The sequence below is a fragment of the Burkholderia sp. LFS061 genome, from assembly GCF_047978125.1.
Taxonomy (GTDB): domain Bacteria; phylum Pseudomonadota; class Gammaproteobacteria; order Burkholderiales; family Burkholderiaceae; genus Burkholderia; species Burkholderia pyrrocinia_C.
Genome location: NZ_JBFPFS010000015.1, coordinates 1 through 15,560, shown reverse-complemented (window position 1 = coordinate 15,560; position 15,560 = coordinate 1). Strand labels below are relative to the sequence as shown.

Genomic DNA, 15,560 nt, shown 5'->3' with positions numbered 1-15,560 from the left:
GACTCAGGCAAAAGAGATCACGAGTTTCTTTCCGCACGCGGCTGCATACTTGCGCAGTGTTTCAATCGACGGAGAGTGCTGGCCTGTCGCGAGCGCGCGTTCGAGCCGCGTGACGGCAGGCGCCTTCGTGCCCATGCGCTCTGCCACATCGGCCTGCGAAAGACCGGCGGCTCGCCGGGCGGCCAGCATTGCGTCGAGCAGCGCGAATTCCTCGCGGTTCAGCCGGTCGTATTCGGCGCGTACCTTCGGATCGGACAATGCGCGCTCGCGCAGTGCCTTATAGGTTGCCATATCGAATCTCCTTCAATCGGCGGCGCGCGGTTTCCAGTTCTTTCCCCGGCGTTTTCTGCGTCTTCTTCACGAAGCAGTGAAGCATGACGATCCGCCGTTCGACGGCCGCACAGTAAAACACACGGGCGATACCTTCCAGGCCCTTCAAGCGCATTTCATACAACCCGTCGCCCATCGGCCTGGTGTGAGGTTCGCCCAGATTCGGGCCGTACTGCTCCATACGGTCGGCGAGTGCGAAGAACCTGGCGGTCAGCGTCTTCGGCAACGCAAACACGCCTGCCTCGACTTGCTCGCTGAAGAAATGGATTTCATACGCGACGGTTCGCATGGTAACAAATTTGTTATTTCCTTGCAAGAAGGAGCGCCGTCGTGTTTGTCATGAGGGTGGCTCGTCGAATGCACGGAAGCACCGGAGAAACGTCCAGACGTTTCTCCGGTGCTTCGTTGCCGATGTGCGAGCCAGATTGTTTGCCGGTGACCTGAATTCGACTAGTTATCCGAATGGATATCAGGCCTGCTCGTGTGCTTCGGGAGGTGGCGAGATCAGTTCCGTCCCGCCACCGCGAGTCGCGCGGCGAGCCCCACGAACACCGTGCCGAGCAGGTATTGCGGCAGTTTCGACGGACGGCGGCGCGCGCCGATCCGCTGGCTCAGCCGGCTCGCGGACAGAATCACCGCGCCGTTCACGACGAGCCCGATCAGGTTGAGCACCGTCGCGAGCACGAGAATCTGCACGGCGATCGAGCCATGCCCGGGCCGCACGAACTGCGGGAACAGCGCGAGCACGAACAGCGCCATCTTCGGATTCAGCAGGTTCGTCGTCAGGCCCTGACGGAAGATCGCGGCGGTCGAGTGCCGGCACCGCGACGCGACGGGCGATAGCGCGGTCGCGTCCGAACGAAACGTCTTCCACGCCAGATAGAGCAGATAGGCAGCGCCGGCGAAACGCACGATGTCGTATGCGATCGGTACCGCGAGAAAGAGCTGCGACAGCCCGAGCGCGGCGGCGAGCGCATGACAGTAGGTGCCCGCCTGAATGCCGGCGAGCGTCGCGAAGCCCGCGCGCCGGCCCTGGCTCACGCTGCGCGATGCGATCAGCAGCATGTCGGGGCCCGGCGTGGCCGTCAGCGCGAGACACGCGCCGGAGAACAACGCGAGCGTGGAGAAGTCGATCATGGGAATCCTTCTTACGTGAGCGGCGTAAAAAGGAATGCCACTTTAGGCGTGCCGCTGCAGGTGGTCAACCGTGCTCGCGCCAGAATCCGGCCGACGGCCGACTTGCTTCCATCCTTCCGATAAAGCGGGAGCCGTTTTTTGCCATTTGGGCATGTCGCGCGGCTGCTCCGGCAATTAACAATTACGTCACGAATTTTCGTACGTGATCTAAATACATGCGGAATGTCTGTCTGTAGCATTCGGCGATTGAGTCACAGCCGGCAAGTGCCTTGTCGGCCAGGTCCGAATGTATTCCATGTGGGTAGATCATATGCAAGTCGTCGACCGCCTTCGGGCCGACATCGGTAGCGTCGAAGCGACGCGGTCGCGCGAGGCCGGTTCGCGTTCGGTGTCGCACGACGTCGGTGTGGTCCCGCGGGTTCGCCACGCATTGTGCGTGGCGCTGATCTGCGGCGGTGCCGCGAGCCTGTTCGAGCCGGTTCATGCGCAAGTGCCGGATGCGGGGCGAGCGATGCGCGATATCGAGGCACCACGGCCGGATCTGCCGCCGGAAGCTATGCCCGAGCTGACGGTGGCGCCGTCGGAAGAGGCTGCCGAGAGCGCGCCCGAGTCGGGGCCTCGCGTGCTCGTTCGCGCATTCGCGCTCGACGGCAATACCGTGTTCGGCAACGACGAGTTGCAGCCGCTCGTCGCCGATCTTGCCGGCAGCACGCTGGGTTTCGCGGACCTGCAACGCGCCGCCGCGCGCATCACTGCCTACTATCGCCGCCATGGCTACGTGCTTGCACGCGCCTATCTGCCTCGCCAGGACATCGACGACGGCGTCGTGCGTATCGAAATCGCCGAAGGGCGCTACGGCGCAATCACGATCCAGAATCATTCGCGCGTGCTCGGTGCCGCGCTGCGCCAGCCGCTCTCGGCGCTGCATCCCGGCGATGTCGTGCGCGGGTCCGGTCTCGAGCGCAGCCTGTTGCTGCTCGACGACCTGGCCGGCGTCGCTGCGCGCGGCACATTGCGTCCGGGCGATATGCCCGGCACCACCGATCTCGTCGTCGACGCCGACAAAGGGCCGCTCGCGTCCGGATCGCTCGAATTCGACAACTTCGGCGACGCAGCGCTCGGGCGCTACCGTGTCGGCGGCAGCGTCGACGTCAATTCGCCGCTGCGGCTCGGCGATCGCCTGAGCCTGCGCGGGCTCGTCAGCAACGAGTTGCAGCGCTACTACCGCGCCGGCTACCAGCTACCGGTCGGGCCCGCGTCGACACGGGTCGGCGTTGCGTATTCGTCGCTGCGCTACCGGCTCGGCGGAGCATTCTCGGATCTCGATTCCAGCGGCCGCGCGAGCGTGCAGACCGCGTACGTGACCCAGCCGCTCGTGCGCGCACGAAACCTGAGCGTCACCGCGCAGATCCAGTACGAAAACAAGAACCTGCGCGACGACTACGGTGTATTCGACATTCGGCGCGACAAGAACGTCGGCCTGTGGACCTTCGGCGTCAGCGGCAACAGTCAGGACGGCTGGCTGGGCGGCGGCCGCAACGGGTTCTCGGTGATGTTCGGCGTCGGGCGGCTGCGCAGCAACGATCCGTTCGAAGCGGATGCGCTGAAAAAATCGATCGGCAGCTTTACGAAGCTGAATGTGAGCGCGCTGCGAGTGCAGGCGCTGGGGCGTCGGTTCGAGTTGTACACGCAATTCAGCGCGCAGCTCGCGTCGCGCAATCTCGACGAATCGGAGAAATTCAGTCTCGGCGGCCCGTACGGCGTGCGCGCGTATGCGCTCGGCGCCGGCAGCGGCGACCAGGGCTGGCAGGCCAGCGCGGAGTTGCGGTATCTGGTCGCGCCGGGGTGGCAGATCAGCACGTTCGTCGACGCCGGGCGCGTGCAGGCCGACAAGTACCCGTGGACGCAAGGGCGAAACATGCAGCACATGCAGGCCGGCGGTGTCGGCGCGAGCTGGTTCGGCGCGAAGCGCCAGGTGACGCTGACGGCCGCGTGGCCGCTCGGCGCGGCGTTCGGCTCGCCGACCCGCGCGCCGAGCGTATGGGTTCAGGCCGCTCAGTATTTCTGAGCGCGCGTGATCGGTCCGTCCGACAGGGTGGGTTCTATAAAGCAGATTGAAGAGGATACCAAAATGAACAAGGCCTATTCACTGGTGTGGAATGAAGCACAGGGTGGCTGGTGCGCAGTCGGGGAAACGGCGCGCCGTCGCGGCAAGAAGAGCGGCGGCAAGCGCCTGCTTGCGGCGGGTGTGTCGCTGTTGGGGCTGGCGGCCGCGTCGGGCGCGTATGCGTTGCCGACGGGCGGCGAGATTGCGTCGGGTAAGGCGGACATCGCGACGTCGGCGGACGGCAAGACGATGTCGATCAACCAGCACACGGACAAGCTGATCACGAACTGGCAGGACTTCAGCGTGGGCGGCGGCGAGCGGGTGTCGTTCCAGCAGCCGACGAACCAGTCGATCGCGCTGAACCGGGTGATCGGGGCGAACGGCAGCCAGATTCACGGTCAGCTGGACGCGAACGGGCGGGTGTTCCTGGTGAACCCGAACGGCGTGATGTTCGGCGCGGGCGCGCAGGTGAACGTGGGCGGCCTGGTGGCGTCGACGCAGAACCTGTCGGACGCGGATTTCCTGGCGGGCCGCTACCGGTTCGCGGGCACATCGGGCCAGTCGGTGGAGAACGCCGGAACGATCACGGCGGCGGACGGCGGGAGCGTGGCGCTGCTGGGTGCGCGGGTGTCGAACACGGGCGTGATCCGCGCGCAGATGGGGCGCGTGGCGTTGGGCGCGGGCAATGCATTCAACGTGAACTTCGACGGCAACGGGCTGCTGAACCTTCAGGTTGAAGGCGGGGCGGTGGACGCGCAGGCGCATAACGGCGGGCTGCTGAAGGCGGACGGCGGGGAAGTGCTGATGACGGCGCGCGCGGCCGGCGATCTGCTGGGATCGGTGGTTAAGAACAGCGGCACGATCGAGGCGAAGGGGCTGAGCAGCCGCGCCGGGAAGATCACGCTGGACGGCGGCGAGGTTCAAGTTGGCGGGAATCTGGACGCGAGCGCGCAGGACGCGTCGACGGCGGGCGGCACGGTAACGACGCGCGGCGAGCGGGTGGCGGTGTCGCGCGACGCGCAGGTGGACACGCGCGCGGCGTCGGGCCAAACGGGCCTGTGGACGATCGAGGCGGCCAACGCCGGGGTTGGTGCGGCTGCACGGGCCGGCAAGCGCGGTCTCGTCATCGGAGGCGGGATCAACGGCAATACCGGCAACGGTGGGACAGGCGTGATAGTCGGTAGCGCCGACGGTGCGATCGACGGGGAGACGCTGTCGCGCAACCTGGGCACGACGAACGTTGCGCTGACGAACACGTCGGGCGACCTGACGGTGGGCGACGCGGTGACGTGGGCGAGCGACAACACGCTGGCGCTGACGTCGAAAAAGGGCAGCGTCGACCTGAAGCAGTCGCTGACGGCGAGCGGCGTGAACGCGGGCGTGACGATGAACGCGGCGCAACAGATTCGCGTCGGCAACAAGGTGACGCTGACGGGCGAAAACGCGAACCTGGCGCTGAACGCGGGCAGCGGCCATACGCTGACGAACGACGATGCGGTGGTGACGCTGTCGGGTCGCAACGCGTCGTTCTCGGCGAATGGCGAAGCGTATGGCGTGATTCACGATCTCGCGGGGCTGCGCGGTGTCGACGGCAACATGAACGGCCGTTACGTGCTGGGCAATGCGATCGACGGCAAGGGTGCGCAATTCCGCAGCCTCGGCGGCAACCGTGCGATGTTCGGCGGCGTGTTCGACGGTCTGGGCAATACCATCGGCAATCTGTCGGTCTCGAATCCCGGTAGCGCGACCGTCGGGTTGTTTGCGGTCAACGGCGGCCGTATCTCCAACCTCGTGCTGGACAAAATCACGGCGCGCGGCCTGGTCGGGCAAGTCGGCTCGCCGGTCAGCGTCGGCGCATTGGCCGGCTACAACACGGGTGACATCACGAACGTGAAGGCGAAAGACGTCGTGGTGAGCGGCGAGGGCCGCGCGATCGTCGGTGGTCTCGTCGGCAGCAACCTGAGCGGACGGATCGATCGCGCATCCGTTTCGGGCCGCGTCGAAGGCGGCAAGGAGGCGATGTATGTCGGCGGTCTGGCTGGAGAAAACCGCACGTTCCTTTCGCCGGATCGTGGCGAGGCGACCATCAGCAACAGCCACGCCGACGTACAGGTCAGCAGCGGGTCGTCCGGCGTTACGGGCGGCCTGGTCGGTATCAACCGGGGCGCCATCGCGGCGTCGACGGCCGCGGGCAGCGTCAGCGCCCTGGCCCGCGGCGCGCGCGCTGGCGGCCTCGTCGGCTACCATGAAGGCGGGAGCATCAAGGCATCCTCGTCGTCCGCGAGCGTGCGGGCTGGCCATGACGCGACGGCGGGCGGCCTCGTCGGCTACAACGCCGCGTCGATCGAGGCATCCGACGCGACCGGCGGCGTGACCGTGGGCGACAACGCCAAGGCGGGCGGCCTGGTCGGGGAGAATCTCGGCAAGATCGCCGCGTCGACGGCGGGTGGCAATGTCGTTGCCGGCAAGTCGGCCATCGTCGGCGGGCTCGCCGGCGTCAACCGTGCGACGATCCTGGCGTCGACGGCAAACGGCAGCGTTCAGGCCGGTAACGCCGCGGTGGCGGGCGGGCTCGCGGGATATAACGCGGGCACGGTTCGCGCATCCACCGCGAACGGCAAGGTCTCGACAGGCGCCGACAGCGAACTGGGCGGCCTCGTCGGCCGTAACGGCGTCCTCGGCCAGGTGATCGCGTCGAGCGCGAACGGCAACGTGGACGGGCGCGACAACGTGAAGGCCGGCGGGTTGGTCGGCTTGAACGACGGCGCAATTGACGGTTCGTCGGCCACGGGGACGGTCAAGGTCGGCGCGCGGAGCGTGGCGGGTGGCCTGGTCGGCGTCAACACCGAAAGCGTGAAGTCGTCCGATGCACGCGGTCCGGTTATTGCCGGCGTATCGAGCACCGTGGGCGGCCTCGTCGGCGAGAACAGCGGCGAGGTGGTCGCTTCCTCGGCGGCCGGCAGTGTATCGACCGCTGCGAACGGCATCGCAGGCGGGCTCGTCGGCAAGAACGCGGGCAAGGTGGCGAATGCCAGTGCGCGCGGGAGCGTCAACATTGCCGGTACGGGCAGCGCCGGCGGCCTGGTCGGGCGCAACGAAGGCAGCGTGTCGTCGTCGAGCGCGTCGGGCGACGTCGTCGCGGGCGCCGATAGCTACGTCGGCGGTCTGGTCGGGCAGAGCGTCATGAGCGCATCGATCGATGCGTCCAGCGCCTCCGGTTCCGCGAAGGGCGGGGATTGGAGTAATGTCGGCGGCCTCGTCGGCGAAAACGACGGCAAGATCGCGTCGTCGTCGTCGTCAGGTACGGTGTCCGGCGGGCGCGGTTCCCGCCTGGGCGGCGTGGCAGGCTCAAACTTCGGCAACGTCGATCGTTCGAGCTCGAGCAGCCGTATTGCCTACACGGCTGGCTACGACCAGTTGTACGGCGGGCTGGTCGGCCTCAACTTCGGCTGGATGCGCGGCAATGCCGTGAGCGGAAGCGCGGCAGCGGTGCCGCTCGCGGGCCTCAATTTCGGCGCAATCCGGAACTGATCGGTCTTGTCTCGGGAGGCGGGTTTCATTGCAGTGATGCCCGCCTCCTGAGCACATCTCGCTGTCGCGGCTTCGATGCGACGCCCGTTCGGCATGGGTGCCGGACGGGTTGGCGACTGGCGATGGCGGCACGCGCGCCATCGCCGGCTCGGTCTTCACCGCAACGATGTTTTTCAAGGGTTCTTCACGTCGATTCGCGAAGAACCCTTTCTTTTGGCAGCGAGCCGGGTACGGCCGGAAAATCGAGGGGCAGTCGGTATTGGCCGCCGTCGTTACGCATCAGCTAGCCGCGCGGCCGGGGCTATCTCTAAAAAACTCCAGCCCAATGTGTTGCCTGAGAGGCTAACCCGCCGAACGCTCTGTCAACGCAATGCGAAACAAACGACTCGAATTTACCGCGTCAAAGTTCGTTCAAGTCCGAAATTCTGATGCCGTTAGTTTTGACGTGTACGAAATGGTTCGTACGATGAGGACACCCCCGCGAGCCTTTGGCATGATCGGAAATCCCATTATTCCAGGTGTTTCCCGAGACGATTGCGAGTGCCGGAACGACGTCGTTCCGGCCGCGCTCGCAATCGTTGCCGCGCCATGTCGCAGAGCCCGCTTCAATCCCTTCGTCGCTATCAGAGCATTTCGGTGTTCGGCGGCGGTATCGTCGTTACCATCCTTGTCCTGATCGCTTGCGGTCTCGGGATGGCGTCGATCGTCTCGGGCTATGTCGAGGGGCAGCGGCGCAACTACCTGAACGGCCTGGAACAGACGCTGAACGAAATCCAGGTAAGCGAAACCTCGTTCCGCAACGGCGTCGCGAATGCGCAACTGATCTGGCAGGAGGCCAGCGACGTGCCGGCGGCGGTCGTCGACGATTTCTTCCTCAACGACCAGCGCGTCGCGACCCGTCCGCATCCGTCGCTCGTCGTCGGCGTGCCCGCGCGTAACAGCGATCGGGCTGAAGTCGCGCGCTATCTGTCGCTGTCGGTCCTGTTGGCACGCATCTGCGCGGCCAGTTCGCTCAATCGCGGCCGCACGCTGGAGGGCTATCACTACAGCACGCGCACGGGCTTGTTCGCGCTGATACCCCATCGGGATCGCGACGATCCGGCGCTGGTTTCGCCGGAAAGCCGCGCACGTGTGCTGGATGCGCTGCGCGTCGATTTCGAGCGCCCCTATCCGGGCATCGTCGATGCGCGCCCGCACGTGCGCTGGCTGGCGCCGTTCACCGATCCCGTGTCCGGGCAGCCGCGCATCCGGCTCGCGGCCGAGGCGCGCGACAACGGCAAGCCGTTCGCGGTGCTCGTCACCGAATATCCGCCCGATTACCTGCTGTCCTGGCTCGCCGACTATCGCCCCGAAGGCATGTTCTACATCACGACGGCCGATGGCCAGCTCGTCACGATGGATCCCACGGCGGGCGAAACCGGCCGCGTGGAAAGCCTGCTGAAGCTGAACCCGTGGCGGGGCGGCGCGTCGTCGTCGAGCGCGCCCGTGTTCCGGGACGGCTTCCTGCTGTTTCACGGCAAGCTCGAATCGACGGGCTGGACGCTTGCGTATGCGCTGTCGTGGACCGACATCGCGGCCGGCGTCGCGCGCTCGGCCGGTACGCTCGGCGCCGCGACACTGCTCGCGCTCATGGTCATGTGGGGGTTGCTGCTGCGCTTTCATCGGCGGGAGTTCGTGCCGCTCTACGCGCGCTCGCAGCGTGTGTTCGACAGCGAAGCGCTGTGCCGCAGCGTGATCGAGATGGCGCCGATCGGGCTCGGGCTGATCGCGCGCGACGACGGGCATTTCATGCTCGTGAGCCCCGCGCTGACGGACATGGTCGAGCGGATCGGCGGTGACTATCACGTGCTGTCGAGCCAGGTGGCCGACGCATGGCAGGCGCGCGGCGATGCGGGCGGCGTGCTGCACGGCGACCTCCTGGTGGGAGACGTGCAAGCCGCGGACCTGCACCTCGAATTCATCGCGTGTGGCGCCCGCTATCAGGGCACGGACGTGCTGATCGCCGCTGTCGCCGACATGAGCGCGAAGCGGCAACTCGTGCAGCAGCTGGAAGACGCCGTGCGCGCGGCCGATTCGGCCAACGCCGCGAAATCGTCGTTCCTCGCGGCGATGAGCCACGAGATCCGTACGCCGCTGAACGTGATTCTCGGCAACCTCGAACTGCTCGAGCGCTCGGCGCTCGACGCGACCCAGCATGGCCGCGTTCATACGCTGCGCACGTCGGCAACGAGCCTGCTCGCGCTCGTCAGCGACATTCTCGATTTCTCGAAGATCGAGGCCGGCGCGATGTCGGTCGAATCGATCGCGTTCGACGTGACCGCGGCGGTCGAGCGCGAGCTGAACGCGTTCGCGACGATCGCGAAGGCGAAGGGGGTGCAGCTATTCTGCGAGATCCATGCGAGCAGTACGCAACAGATGCGCGGCGATCCGACGCGGTTCGCGCAAGTGCTCCGCAACCTGCTGAGCAACGCGCTCAAGTTTACCGACGTCGGTCGCGTGACCGTGCGCGTCGCGGTCGTTGCCGAAGGGCACGACGCGCCGGAACTGTCGGTCGAGGTCGAGGACACCGGCATCGGAATTGGCGCTGAACATCGACGCAAGCTGTTCAAGGCATTTTCGCAGGTCGACACGTCAATCACGCGGCGTTACGGCGGCACCGGGCTCGGGCTTGCGCTGTGTGACCGGCTTGTCGCGGCGATGGGCGGCCGCATCACGGTGGAGAGCAAGCCGGGCGCCGGCAGCCGTTTCACGGTGAATCTTCCGCTCGGCATGGACATCGCCGCGCTCGACCTACCGCGCGCGGTTCACCCACACGCGCTGGCGCTGATCGCCGCGCATCCCGGATGGCGCGATTTTGCGTTGCCGCATCTACGGGCATGGGGATTCGACGTCAGCGTGTACGACAGCCCGTCGAGTCTGCCGGCCGGCATTGCACGACGCGGCGCGGTCGTGCTGTTCGGCGATTCCGACACGTGGTCGCAAGCGGATCTGAACAGCCTGAGTGATTGCGCGCCGCTGATACTCGCGATACCCGACGGCCCGCTCGAACCGTATCGCGCGGGCGACACGGTACGCGTGTCGAGTTATTCGCTCGGCGGCTTGCGCGCCGCGTTGGCGCTTGGCGGCCCGATGGGCGATGAACGCGCGATCGATGTCGTATCGGGCGATGACCTGTGGCGTGACGACCTGCATGCTCGCGGCTCGGCGACGGCTGAAACGTCTCGCGACGCGGCCGCGCACGGCAGTTGCGCATTGCGTGTGCTCGTCGCAGACGGCGAAACCATCAACGGCTCGATTTTCAGCGAGCAACTAGACGCGCTCGGCTGCAGGGTAGCCGAGGTCGGAACGGGGCGCGCGGCGCTCGAATCGCTGGCCGGCGACGACTGGGACGTGCTGCTGATCGGCGACGATCTGCCCGACATGCGCGCACACCAACTGGCCGAAGCGGCACGCGGCGTCGATGCCGCGTGCGACGTACTGGTCGTGACGTCACATGTGACACCCGAAGGCATGCACCGCTGCACGGCAGCCGGTGTCCGGCGCGTATTGACGAAACCCGTGACGCTTCGGCACCTGCGCGGCGCGCTTGCGCATGCGCGGCAGCGACGTGCCGCGGCTGCGGCGAAGGAGGCATGCGTGGCCGCGTGCCCGTCGGGCTCAACCAATGATGAAACGGAATTGCATGACAAGTAATCAACAGCAGCGATCGCATCAACAAGTATTCGAGATAACAACAGCGGCAGGGTGCCGACGCACGTCGCGCGGCAGATTTCAAATCAATACTGGAGGGGAATATCGTGCGTCATGTAGGGAAGATATTCGCACTGTTGCTCGATTTCGCCGCACTTTCTGAGAAGTCTCGCCGGGAATTCCTGACGATGATGAACGAGTTTTTGCTGATGTCACCGGTTCAGCGGCGACGTGCGCTGATCGAGTGGAAAAATAGGGTGGATGGCAACTCGCATGATCTGCCCGGTGATTCGAGCCACTGATAGCGCGCCGTGTCGCGGCGCGGCCGCGCTACCAGGGAGCGCGGCAGGACGACGTCGCGGCCTTCCGTAACGCTCCGAACCGTCGTGAGCTTCGGCAAATCTGCGCGGTGTGTCCGTGCGGACGCATCGTGCGCGCCGCGGGCGCAGATGCATCGTCCGCCGCGCGGCCATGCGCCGATTGAAAAGCAAACCTGGATTTATCTTAAAATTGAGGCACTATTTGTCCGGTGCGCCGAATACGGCCAGCCATCGACACGATGGCGCGAGCATGCTCCCCGTCGCGACGGGGACCGGATGCGTGACTGAAAGCCTCGGGGAAACAGGAACATGGACGAATTCTTTGTGCGCGTGATGGTAGCCGATGATCATCCGGCGTCCGCGCTCGGCATCTCGCAGGCGCTGCAAGGCAACAGCACGATCAAGCTCGTGGGCACCGTTTCGAACTCGACGGATCTGGTCGCGGCGCTCGACGCGCAGCAGAGCGACGTGCTCGTGCTCGACTACGTGATGCCGGGCGGCAAGTACGGCGACGGGCTCGTGCTGCTGTCGTTCCTGCAGCGCCGCTATCCCGCGCTGCATATCGTGACGATCACGATGATCGACAATCCGAGCGTGCTGCGCGCGATCCACAAGCAGGGCGTGAGTTGCATTCTCAGCAAGTCCGACGCGATCTCGCACCTGATCGGCGCCGTGCATGCCGCCTACGTCGGCGCGAACTACATGTCGCCGTACATCAAGCAGCTCCTGCAGGACGTCGAATCCGAGCCCGCCGCCCGCGCACTGACGACACGCGAGATCGAGGTTGTCCGGTTGTTCGGCGCGGGCTATACGGTGGGAGAGATTGCCGCGCAGCTCCATCGCAGCAAGCAGACCATCAGTTCGCAGAAGTCGAGCGCGATGAAGAAACTCGGGATCGTTCGCGACGCGGATCTGATTCGTTACAACGACGAGCAAAACCTCTCCGGCGCGCCTGACGGCGATGCGTCGTCGTCGGCGTGATGTGCGCGAGGGCCAGTTGCCGCTCTGGATCCGCTTCAGCACAGATGCCGCCGAAGTGAAGCAATGCGTGTGGGTGGACGCACGCCGCGCGACACGACCACCCTGTTTTCAAGGGCGCCGACGCGCCAGTATCGGCGAATGATGCGGTTTGCCCGGCCACGAGCGACGAGATCGATACGACATGCCCGCAAAGCTCAAAAGACTTGTTTCTCACGCCGCCGTGGCGGTTCACAAACCATTCGAGCCGGGTCGTGTCCGGCGGCAGCAGCAGTTCCTGCTGTACGCAAGCGGCGCGGCGGTCTCGGCGTTCATTCTGGTGTGCGCGACGCTCGTCGTGCTGCTCGACGTGCAGGAATCCCTCGAGCGCTTTCGTATCGAGTTCACGGAGCGCAAGGCCGAGCTCGTTGCCGAACTGGAGGTCATGAAGGCACTGCAGAATCGTTATGTCGAGGACATGGAGCTACATTGGGCAAGCGTCGCTGAAGATGCACCGGGCCTGCCCGGGTTGCTCGAAGGCAAGCGCGGCAAGCAGCGGTTCGTCGGGCGGATCGGGCGAGTCGCGGTTGCCGCGTACGCCGACATCCCATCTGCGGATTCGACGAACACGCACCTGCCGTACCTTGCGCGCTTTCTCGATCGGGTCGAAGTGACTGGTGTCCTGGCGCCGCCGCAACCGGCCGATCCGGGGTTGACCGGCTATCTGATCGATCCGAACGGCGATTTCCTCGTCGAGACCGGGTATCCGCTGGTGAAGCGATCGCTCGCGTTGCCGGCCGGTTTCGACGTGAGGGCACTGATCCGGCAATTGAGTCCGATGAACGATGGTGCGTCCGTAGCGGCGACGCCGGCCGTTCCCGGCAGAAACACGATTATGCTGGACCGTCGATTCGACCCGGTGCTCGGGCGCTCCGTGCTGCGGCTGGTGCAATGGGTGCGTGGCGCGAGCGGCAGGCCGGTCGTCTGGTTGGTCATCAACAGCCGGCCGCAGACAGACGAGATTTTGCGTTCGCCGGGCGCCGGCAGGGAATATGCACTCGTCGACTCCGACGGAAATCTCCTGATCGGCAGACAGCCCGACAGCACGATGGTGGCCCGTGCGCTCGGTCATGCGCGCCGCGCGCCCGGCGAGAAAGCGGTTGCACATCGGGTCGGGATGAACTTCTTCGTCAGCGACATGCTCCCGGGGTCGGACGAAGTGGTGATGGCGACCTTCTCGTGGCGCAGCGTGCTGAGCGACATCGCTCTGCGCGTGGGCGTGACGGTCGGTTCCGCGCTGTTGGCGCTCGTGCTGATGTGGGTTGCAATCGTGACGTTCGACCGGCGCGCACTGCGTCCGGCGAACCGGCGAGCGATTCGCCTGATCGAAAGCGAGGCGCTCAACCGGACGCTGATCCGCACGGCGCCGGCCGGGCTCGTGCTGCTGTCGTTCATCGACGGCGAAGCGATCGTGCGTAACGACGCGATGATCGCCTACGAGCGGGACGTGTCGGGCGAGCCGCTCGGCAAGCGGCTGTGGCGCGCGTACCGGGACGGCGCGCCCACCGGCAACGCACGCAAGCGCGTGACGCGAGAGCTGGCCGTCGAGCGCGAGGGACACGGCACCGTCTATCTCGACGCGCACATCGTGCGCACCAAATACCGCGGGATCGACGTGCTGCTGTGCACGTTGCTCGACATCACGGCCCGCAAGCAGGCGGAGGAGAAGCTGCGCGAGGCGCGCGAAGCCGCAGAACTCGCGAACAAGGCGAAGTCGACGTTCCTCGCGACGATGAGCCACGAGATCCGCACGCCGCTCAACGCGATCATCGGCAACCTGGAGTTGATGGAGCGCGCGCAGATGGCGGCGCCGCTACGGCGCCGGCTGGGGACGATCATGTCGTCGTCCGACGCGCTGCTGCGCGTGATCAACGACGTGCTCGACCTGTCGAAGGCCGAGTCGAACCAGATGGTGCTGGAAAGCATTCCGTTCGACCTGCGTCGTGTCGTGAACGACGTGGCCGCGATCTTCCGCCCGCTCGCGGATGCGAAAAACCTTGCGCTGACGTGCCGAATTGCCCCGGATCTCGCCGATGGTTACTTAGGAGATTCGACCCGGCTGCGGCAACTGCTCTCGAACCTCGTCAGCAATGCGATCAAGTTTACGAAGCGCGGCGGCGTGACGATCGAAGTGCGGCTTGCACAGGCGGGCCTGGCCGACCGTGGCGTCGAAATCGCAGTCCGCGATACGGGCATCGGCATTCCCGAAGACAGCATGCCGACCCTGTTCGATGTCTATATCCAGACCGATGCATCGATCTACCGGCGCTTTGGCGGCACGGGGCTCGGCCTGCCGCTGTGCAAGCGGATCGTGACGCTGATGGGCGGGGCGTTGAGCGTCGACAGCCGTCTTGGTGAAGGCACGGCTTTTGTGGCTGCGTTGCCGTTGCCCGAAGCGCCGTCCGGCTGGCGAGACGATGCGCCGGAACCCGCGGCGTTCGCGGATGCTGCGCGCGGGTACGGAGCAGAGGCGGAATCCGAAGCGGGCGCGGAGGCTGACGCACGCGCGGGGGCCGACGATGACGAACCGCTGCAAGTGCTCGTCGCCGAGGATCACCCGGCAAGCCGGGCGTTGCTGCGAGACCAGCTCGACGCGTTGGGCTACCACGCGACGATCGTTTCCAACGGCATCGAGGCGATGCGCGCCTTCTTCGAGCGACCGTACGACGTCGTGTTGACCGATCTCGGCATGCCGGAACTCGACGGCTTCGCGCTCGCGAACTTCCTGCGCGAGCAGGGTGCGCGCGTGCCCGTGATCGCGATGACGGCACACGCGACCGACGAGGATCGCCGGCGCTGCGAACAGGCCGGTGCTGTGGAGATCGTGCTCAAGCCACTGTCGATCGAGACGCTCGACGCGGCGTTGCGGCGGCATGCGAGACGCCCGGGACCAATGAATCACGGGCGTTCGGGTCAAGTCGCGCGACCCGTGATGACGGATGAGATTAGGCAGACGCTGCACGCGGCCTCGCTGCATTCGCTGACGGTGATCGACACCGCACTGGCGAATGACGACGCCGATCTGGTCAAGATCGAGCTTCACTCGATGCGCGGCGGCTTCGCACTTGCTGGCGCCACGGAAGCGAGGGATGCGTGCGCGCATGCCGAAAAGACCCTGACAGAAGGCGGCATCGAAGCAATGAAGGCTGCTTGGCCAGCGTTCGAGCGGCAGATCGACTATGCGCTCGGGCGGCTGTCCGGAGCCGGGCCACGTGGATCGTGCGAGCCGGTCTGATTCGCGAACAAGCGGCGCGCCGTTGCGGATCGGTACGGCGGTCGCCGACCTAACAGGCTGTTGAAATTGGGAACGGTGTAAACGGGCTCGAAGGGCGGTGCGTTAGAGATATCGTGTTCATGATCTTGAGCAGATGAGCCGATGCGTGGAATGGACGAGATGCAAGAACCGTTGTTCACGACGGTGAAGCTGG

Annotated in this window: 9 protein-coding genes; 6 read left to right on the top strand and 3 right to left on the bottom strand. The window is 65.8% G+C overall.

The genetic code is table 11. The annotated features are described in order from the left end of the window. Positions 1-3: 3 nt before the first annotated feature. The 3 genes from ACNQQL_RS15660 to ACNQQL_RS15650 all read right to left on the bottom strand — a co-directional run bounded on the left by ACNQQL_RS15660 (position 4) and on the right by ACNQQL_RS15650 (position 1,467). Positions 4-291 (bottom strand): helix-turn-helix domain-containing protein, encoded by a 288-nt coding sequence (locus tag ACNQQL_RS15660; protein ID WP_072438177.1) that lies wholly within the window; start codon positions 289-291, stop codon positions 4-6. Beyond that, positions 278-619 carry a type II toxin-antitoxin system RelE/ParE family toxin gene (locus ACNQQL_RS15655; RefSeq protein ID WP_347064638.1) on the bottom strand — a complete coding sequence of 114 codons (342 nt, stop codon included), beginning with the start codon at positions 617-619 and terminating at the stop codon, positions 278-280. Before ACNQQL_RS15655 ends, ACNQQL_RS15660 begins: the two co-directional genes overlap by 14 nt. 215 nt (positions 620-834) lie before the next feature. Then, positions 835-1,467, bottom strand: coding sequence for a LysE family translocator (locus ACNQQL_RS15650; RefSeq protein WP_347064637.1), 633 nt, complete (start codon positions 1,465-1,467; stop codon positions 835-837). 295 nt (positions 1,468-1,762) lie between these two features. Between ACNQQL_RS15650 and ACNQQL_RS15645 the strand changes: the two genes are divergently transcribed. The 6 genes from ACNQQL_RS15645 to ACNQQL_RS15620 all read left to right on the top strand — a co-directional run bounded on the left by ACNQQL_RS15645 (position 1,763) and on the right by ACNQQL_RS15620 (position 15,367). Then, positions 1,763-3,535: a ShlB/FhaC/HecB family hemolysin secretion/activation protein gene (locus ACNQQL_RS15645; protein ID WP_347064636.1), complete on the top strand. Its 1,773-nt coding sequence runs from the start codon at positions 1,763-1,765 to the stop codon at positions 3,533-3,535. A 63-nt stretch (positions 3,536-3,598) separates the two neighbouring features. Next, entirely contained in the window at positions 3,599-7,105 is a 3,507-nt protein-coding gene (locus ACNQQL_RS15640) for a GLUG motif-containing protein (RefSeq protein ID WP_347064723.1), read from the top strand. Positions 7,106-7,693: 588 nt separating this feature from the next. Further along, positions 7,694-10,798, top strand: coding sequence for an ATP-binding protein (locus ACNQQL_RS15635; RefSeq protein WP_347064635.1), 3,105 nt, complete (start codon positions 7,694-7,696; stop codon positions 10,796-10,798). Positions 10,799-10,932: 134 nt separating this feature from the next. Next, positions 10,933-11,097, top strand: coding sequence for a hypothetical protein (locus tag ACNQQL_RS15630; protein ID WP_416392620.1), 165 nt, complete (start codon positions 10,933-10,935; stop codon positions 11,095-11,097). 327 nt (positions 11,098-11,424) lie between these two features. Further along, positions 11,425-12,096 (top strand): response regulator, encoded by a 672-nt coding sequence (locus tag ACNQQL_RS15625; protein ID WP_072438188.1) that lies wholly within the window; start codon positions 11,425-11,427, stop codon positions 12,094-12,096. A gap of 181 nt (positions 12,097-12,277) precedes the next feature. After that, on the top strand, positions 12,278-15,367 hold the full coding sequence (locus tag ACNQQL_RS15620) for an ATP-binding protein (RefSeq protein WP_347064634.1): 3,090 nt from the start codon (positions 12,278-12,280) through the stop codon (positions 15,365-15,367). Positions 15,368-15,560: the final 193 nt, after the last annotated feature.

Bases quoted from the DNA above. Each gene is read 5' to 3' on its own strand.
- ACNQQL_RS15655 (WP_347064638.1), bottom strand. From the start codon at position 619: ATGCGAACCGTCGCGTATGAAATCCATTTCTTCAGCGAGCAAGTCGAG.
- ACNQQL_RS15660 (WP_072438177.1), bottom strand. From the start codon at position 291: ATGGCAACCTATAAGGCACTGCGCGAGCGCGCATTGTCCGATCCGAAG.
- ACNQQL_RS15640 (WP_347064723.1), top strand. From the start codon at position 3,599: ATGAACAAGGCCTATTCACTGGTGTGGAATGAAGCACAGGGTGGCTGG.
- ACNQQL_RS15620 (WP_347064634.1), top strand. From the start codon at position 12,278: ATGCCCGCAAAGCTCAAAAGACTTGTTTCTCACGCCGCCGTGGCGGTT.
- ACNQQL_RS15650 (WP_347064637.1), bottom strand. From the start codon at position 1,467: ATGATCGACTTCTCCACGCTCGCGTTGTTCTCCGGCGCGTGTCTCGCG.
- ACNQQL_RS15645 (WP_347064636.1), top strand. From the start codon at position 1,763: ATGTGGGTAGATCATATGCAAGTCGTCGACCGCCTTCGGGCCGACATC.
- ACNQQL_RS15625 (WP_072438188.1), top strand. From the start codon at position 11,425: ATGGACGAATTCTTTGTGCGCGTGATGGTAGCCGATGATCATCCGGCG.
- ACNQQL_RS15635 (WP_347064635.1), top strand. From the start codon at position 7,694: ATGTCGCAGAGCCCGCTTCAATCCCTTCGTCGCTATCAGAGCATTTCG.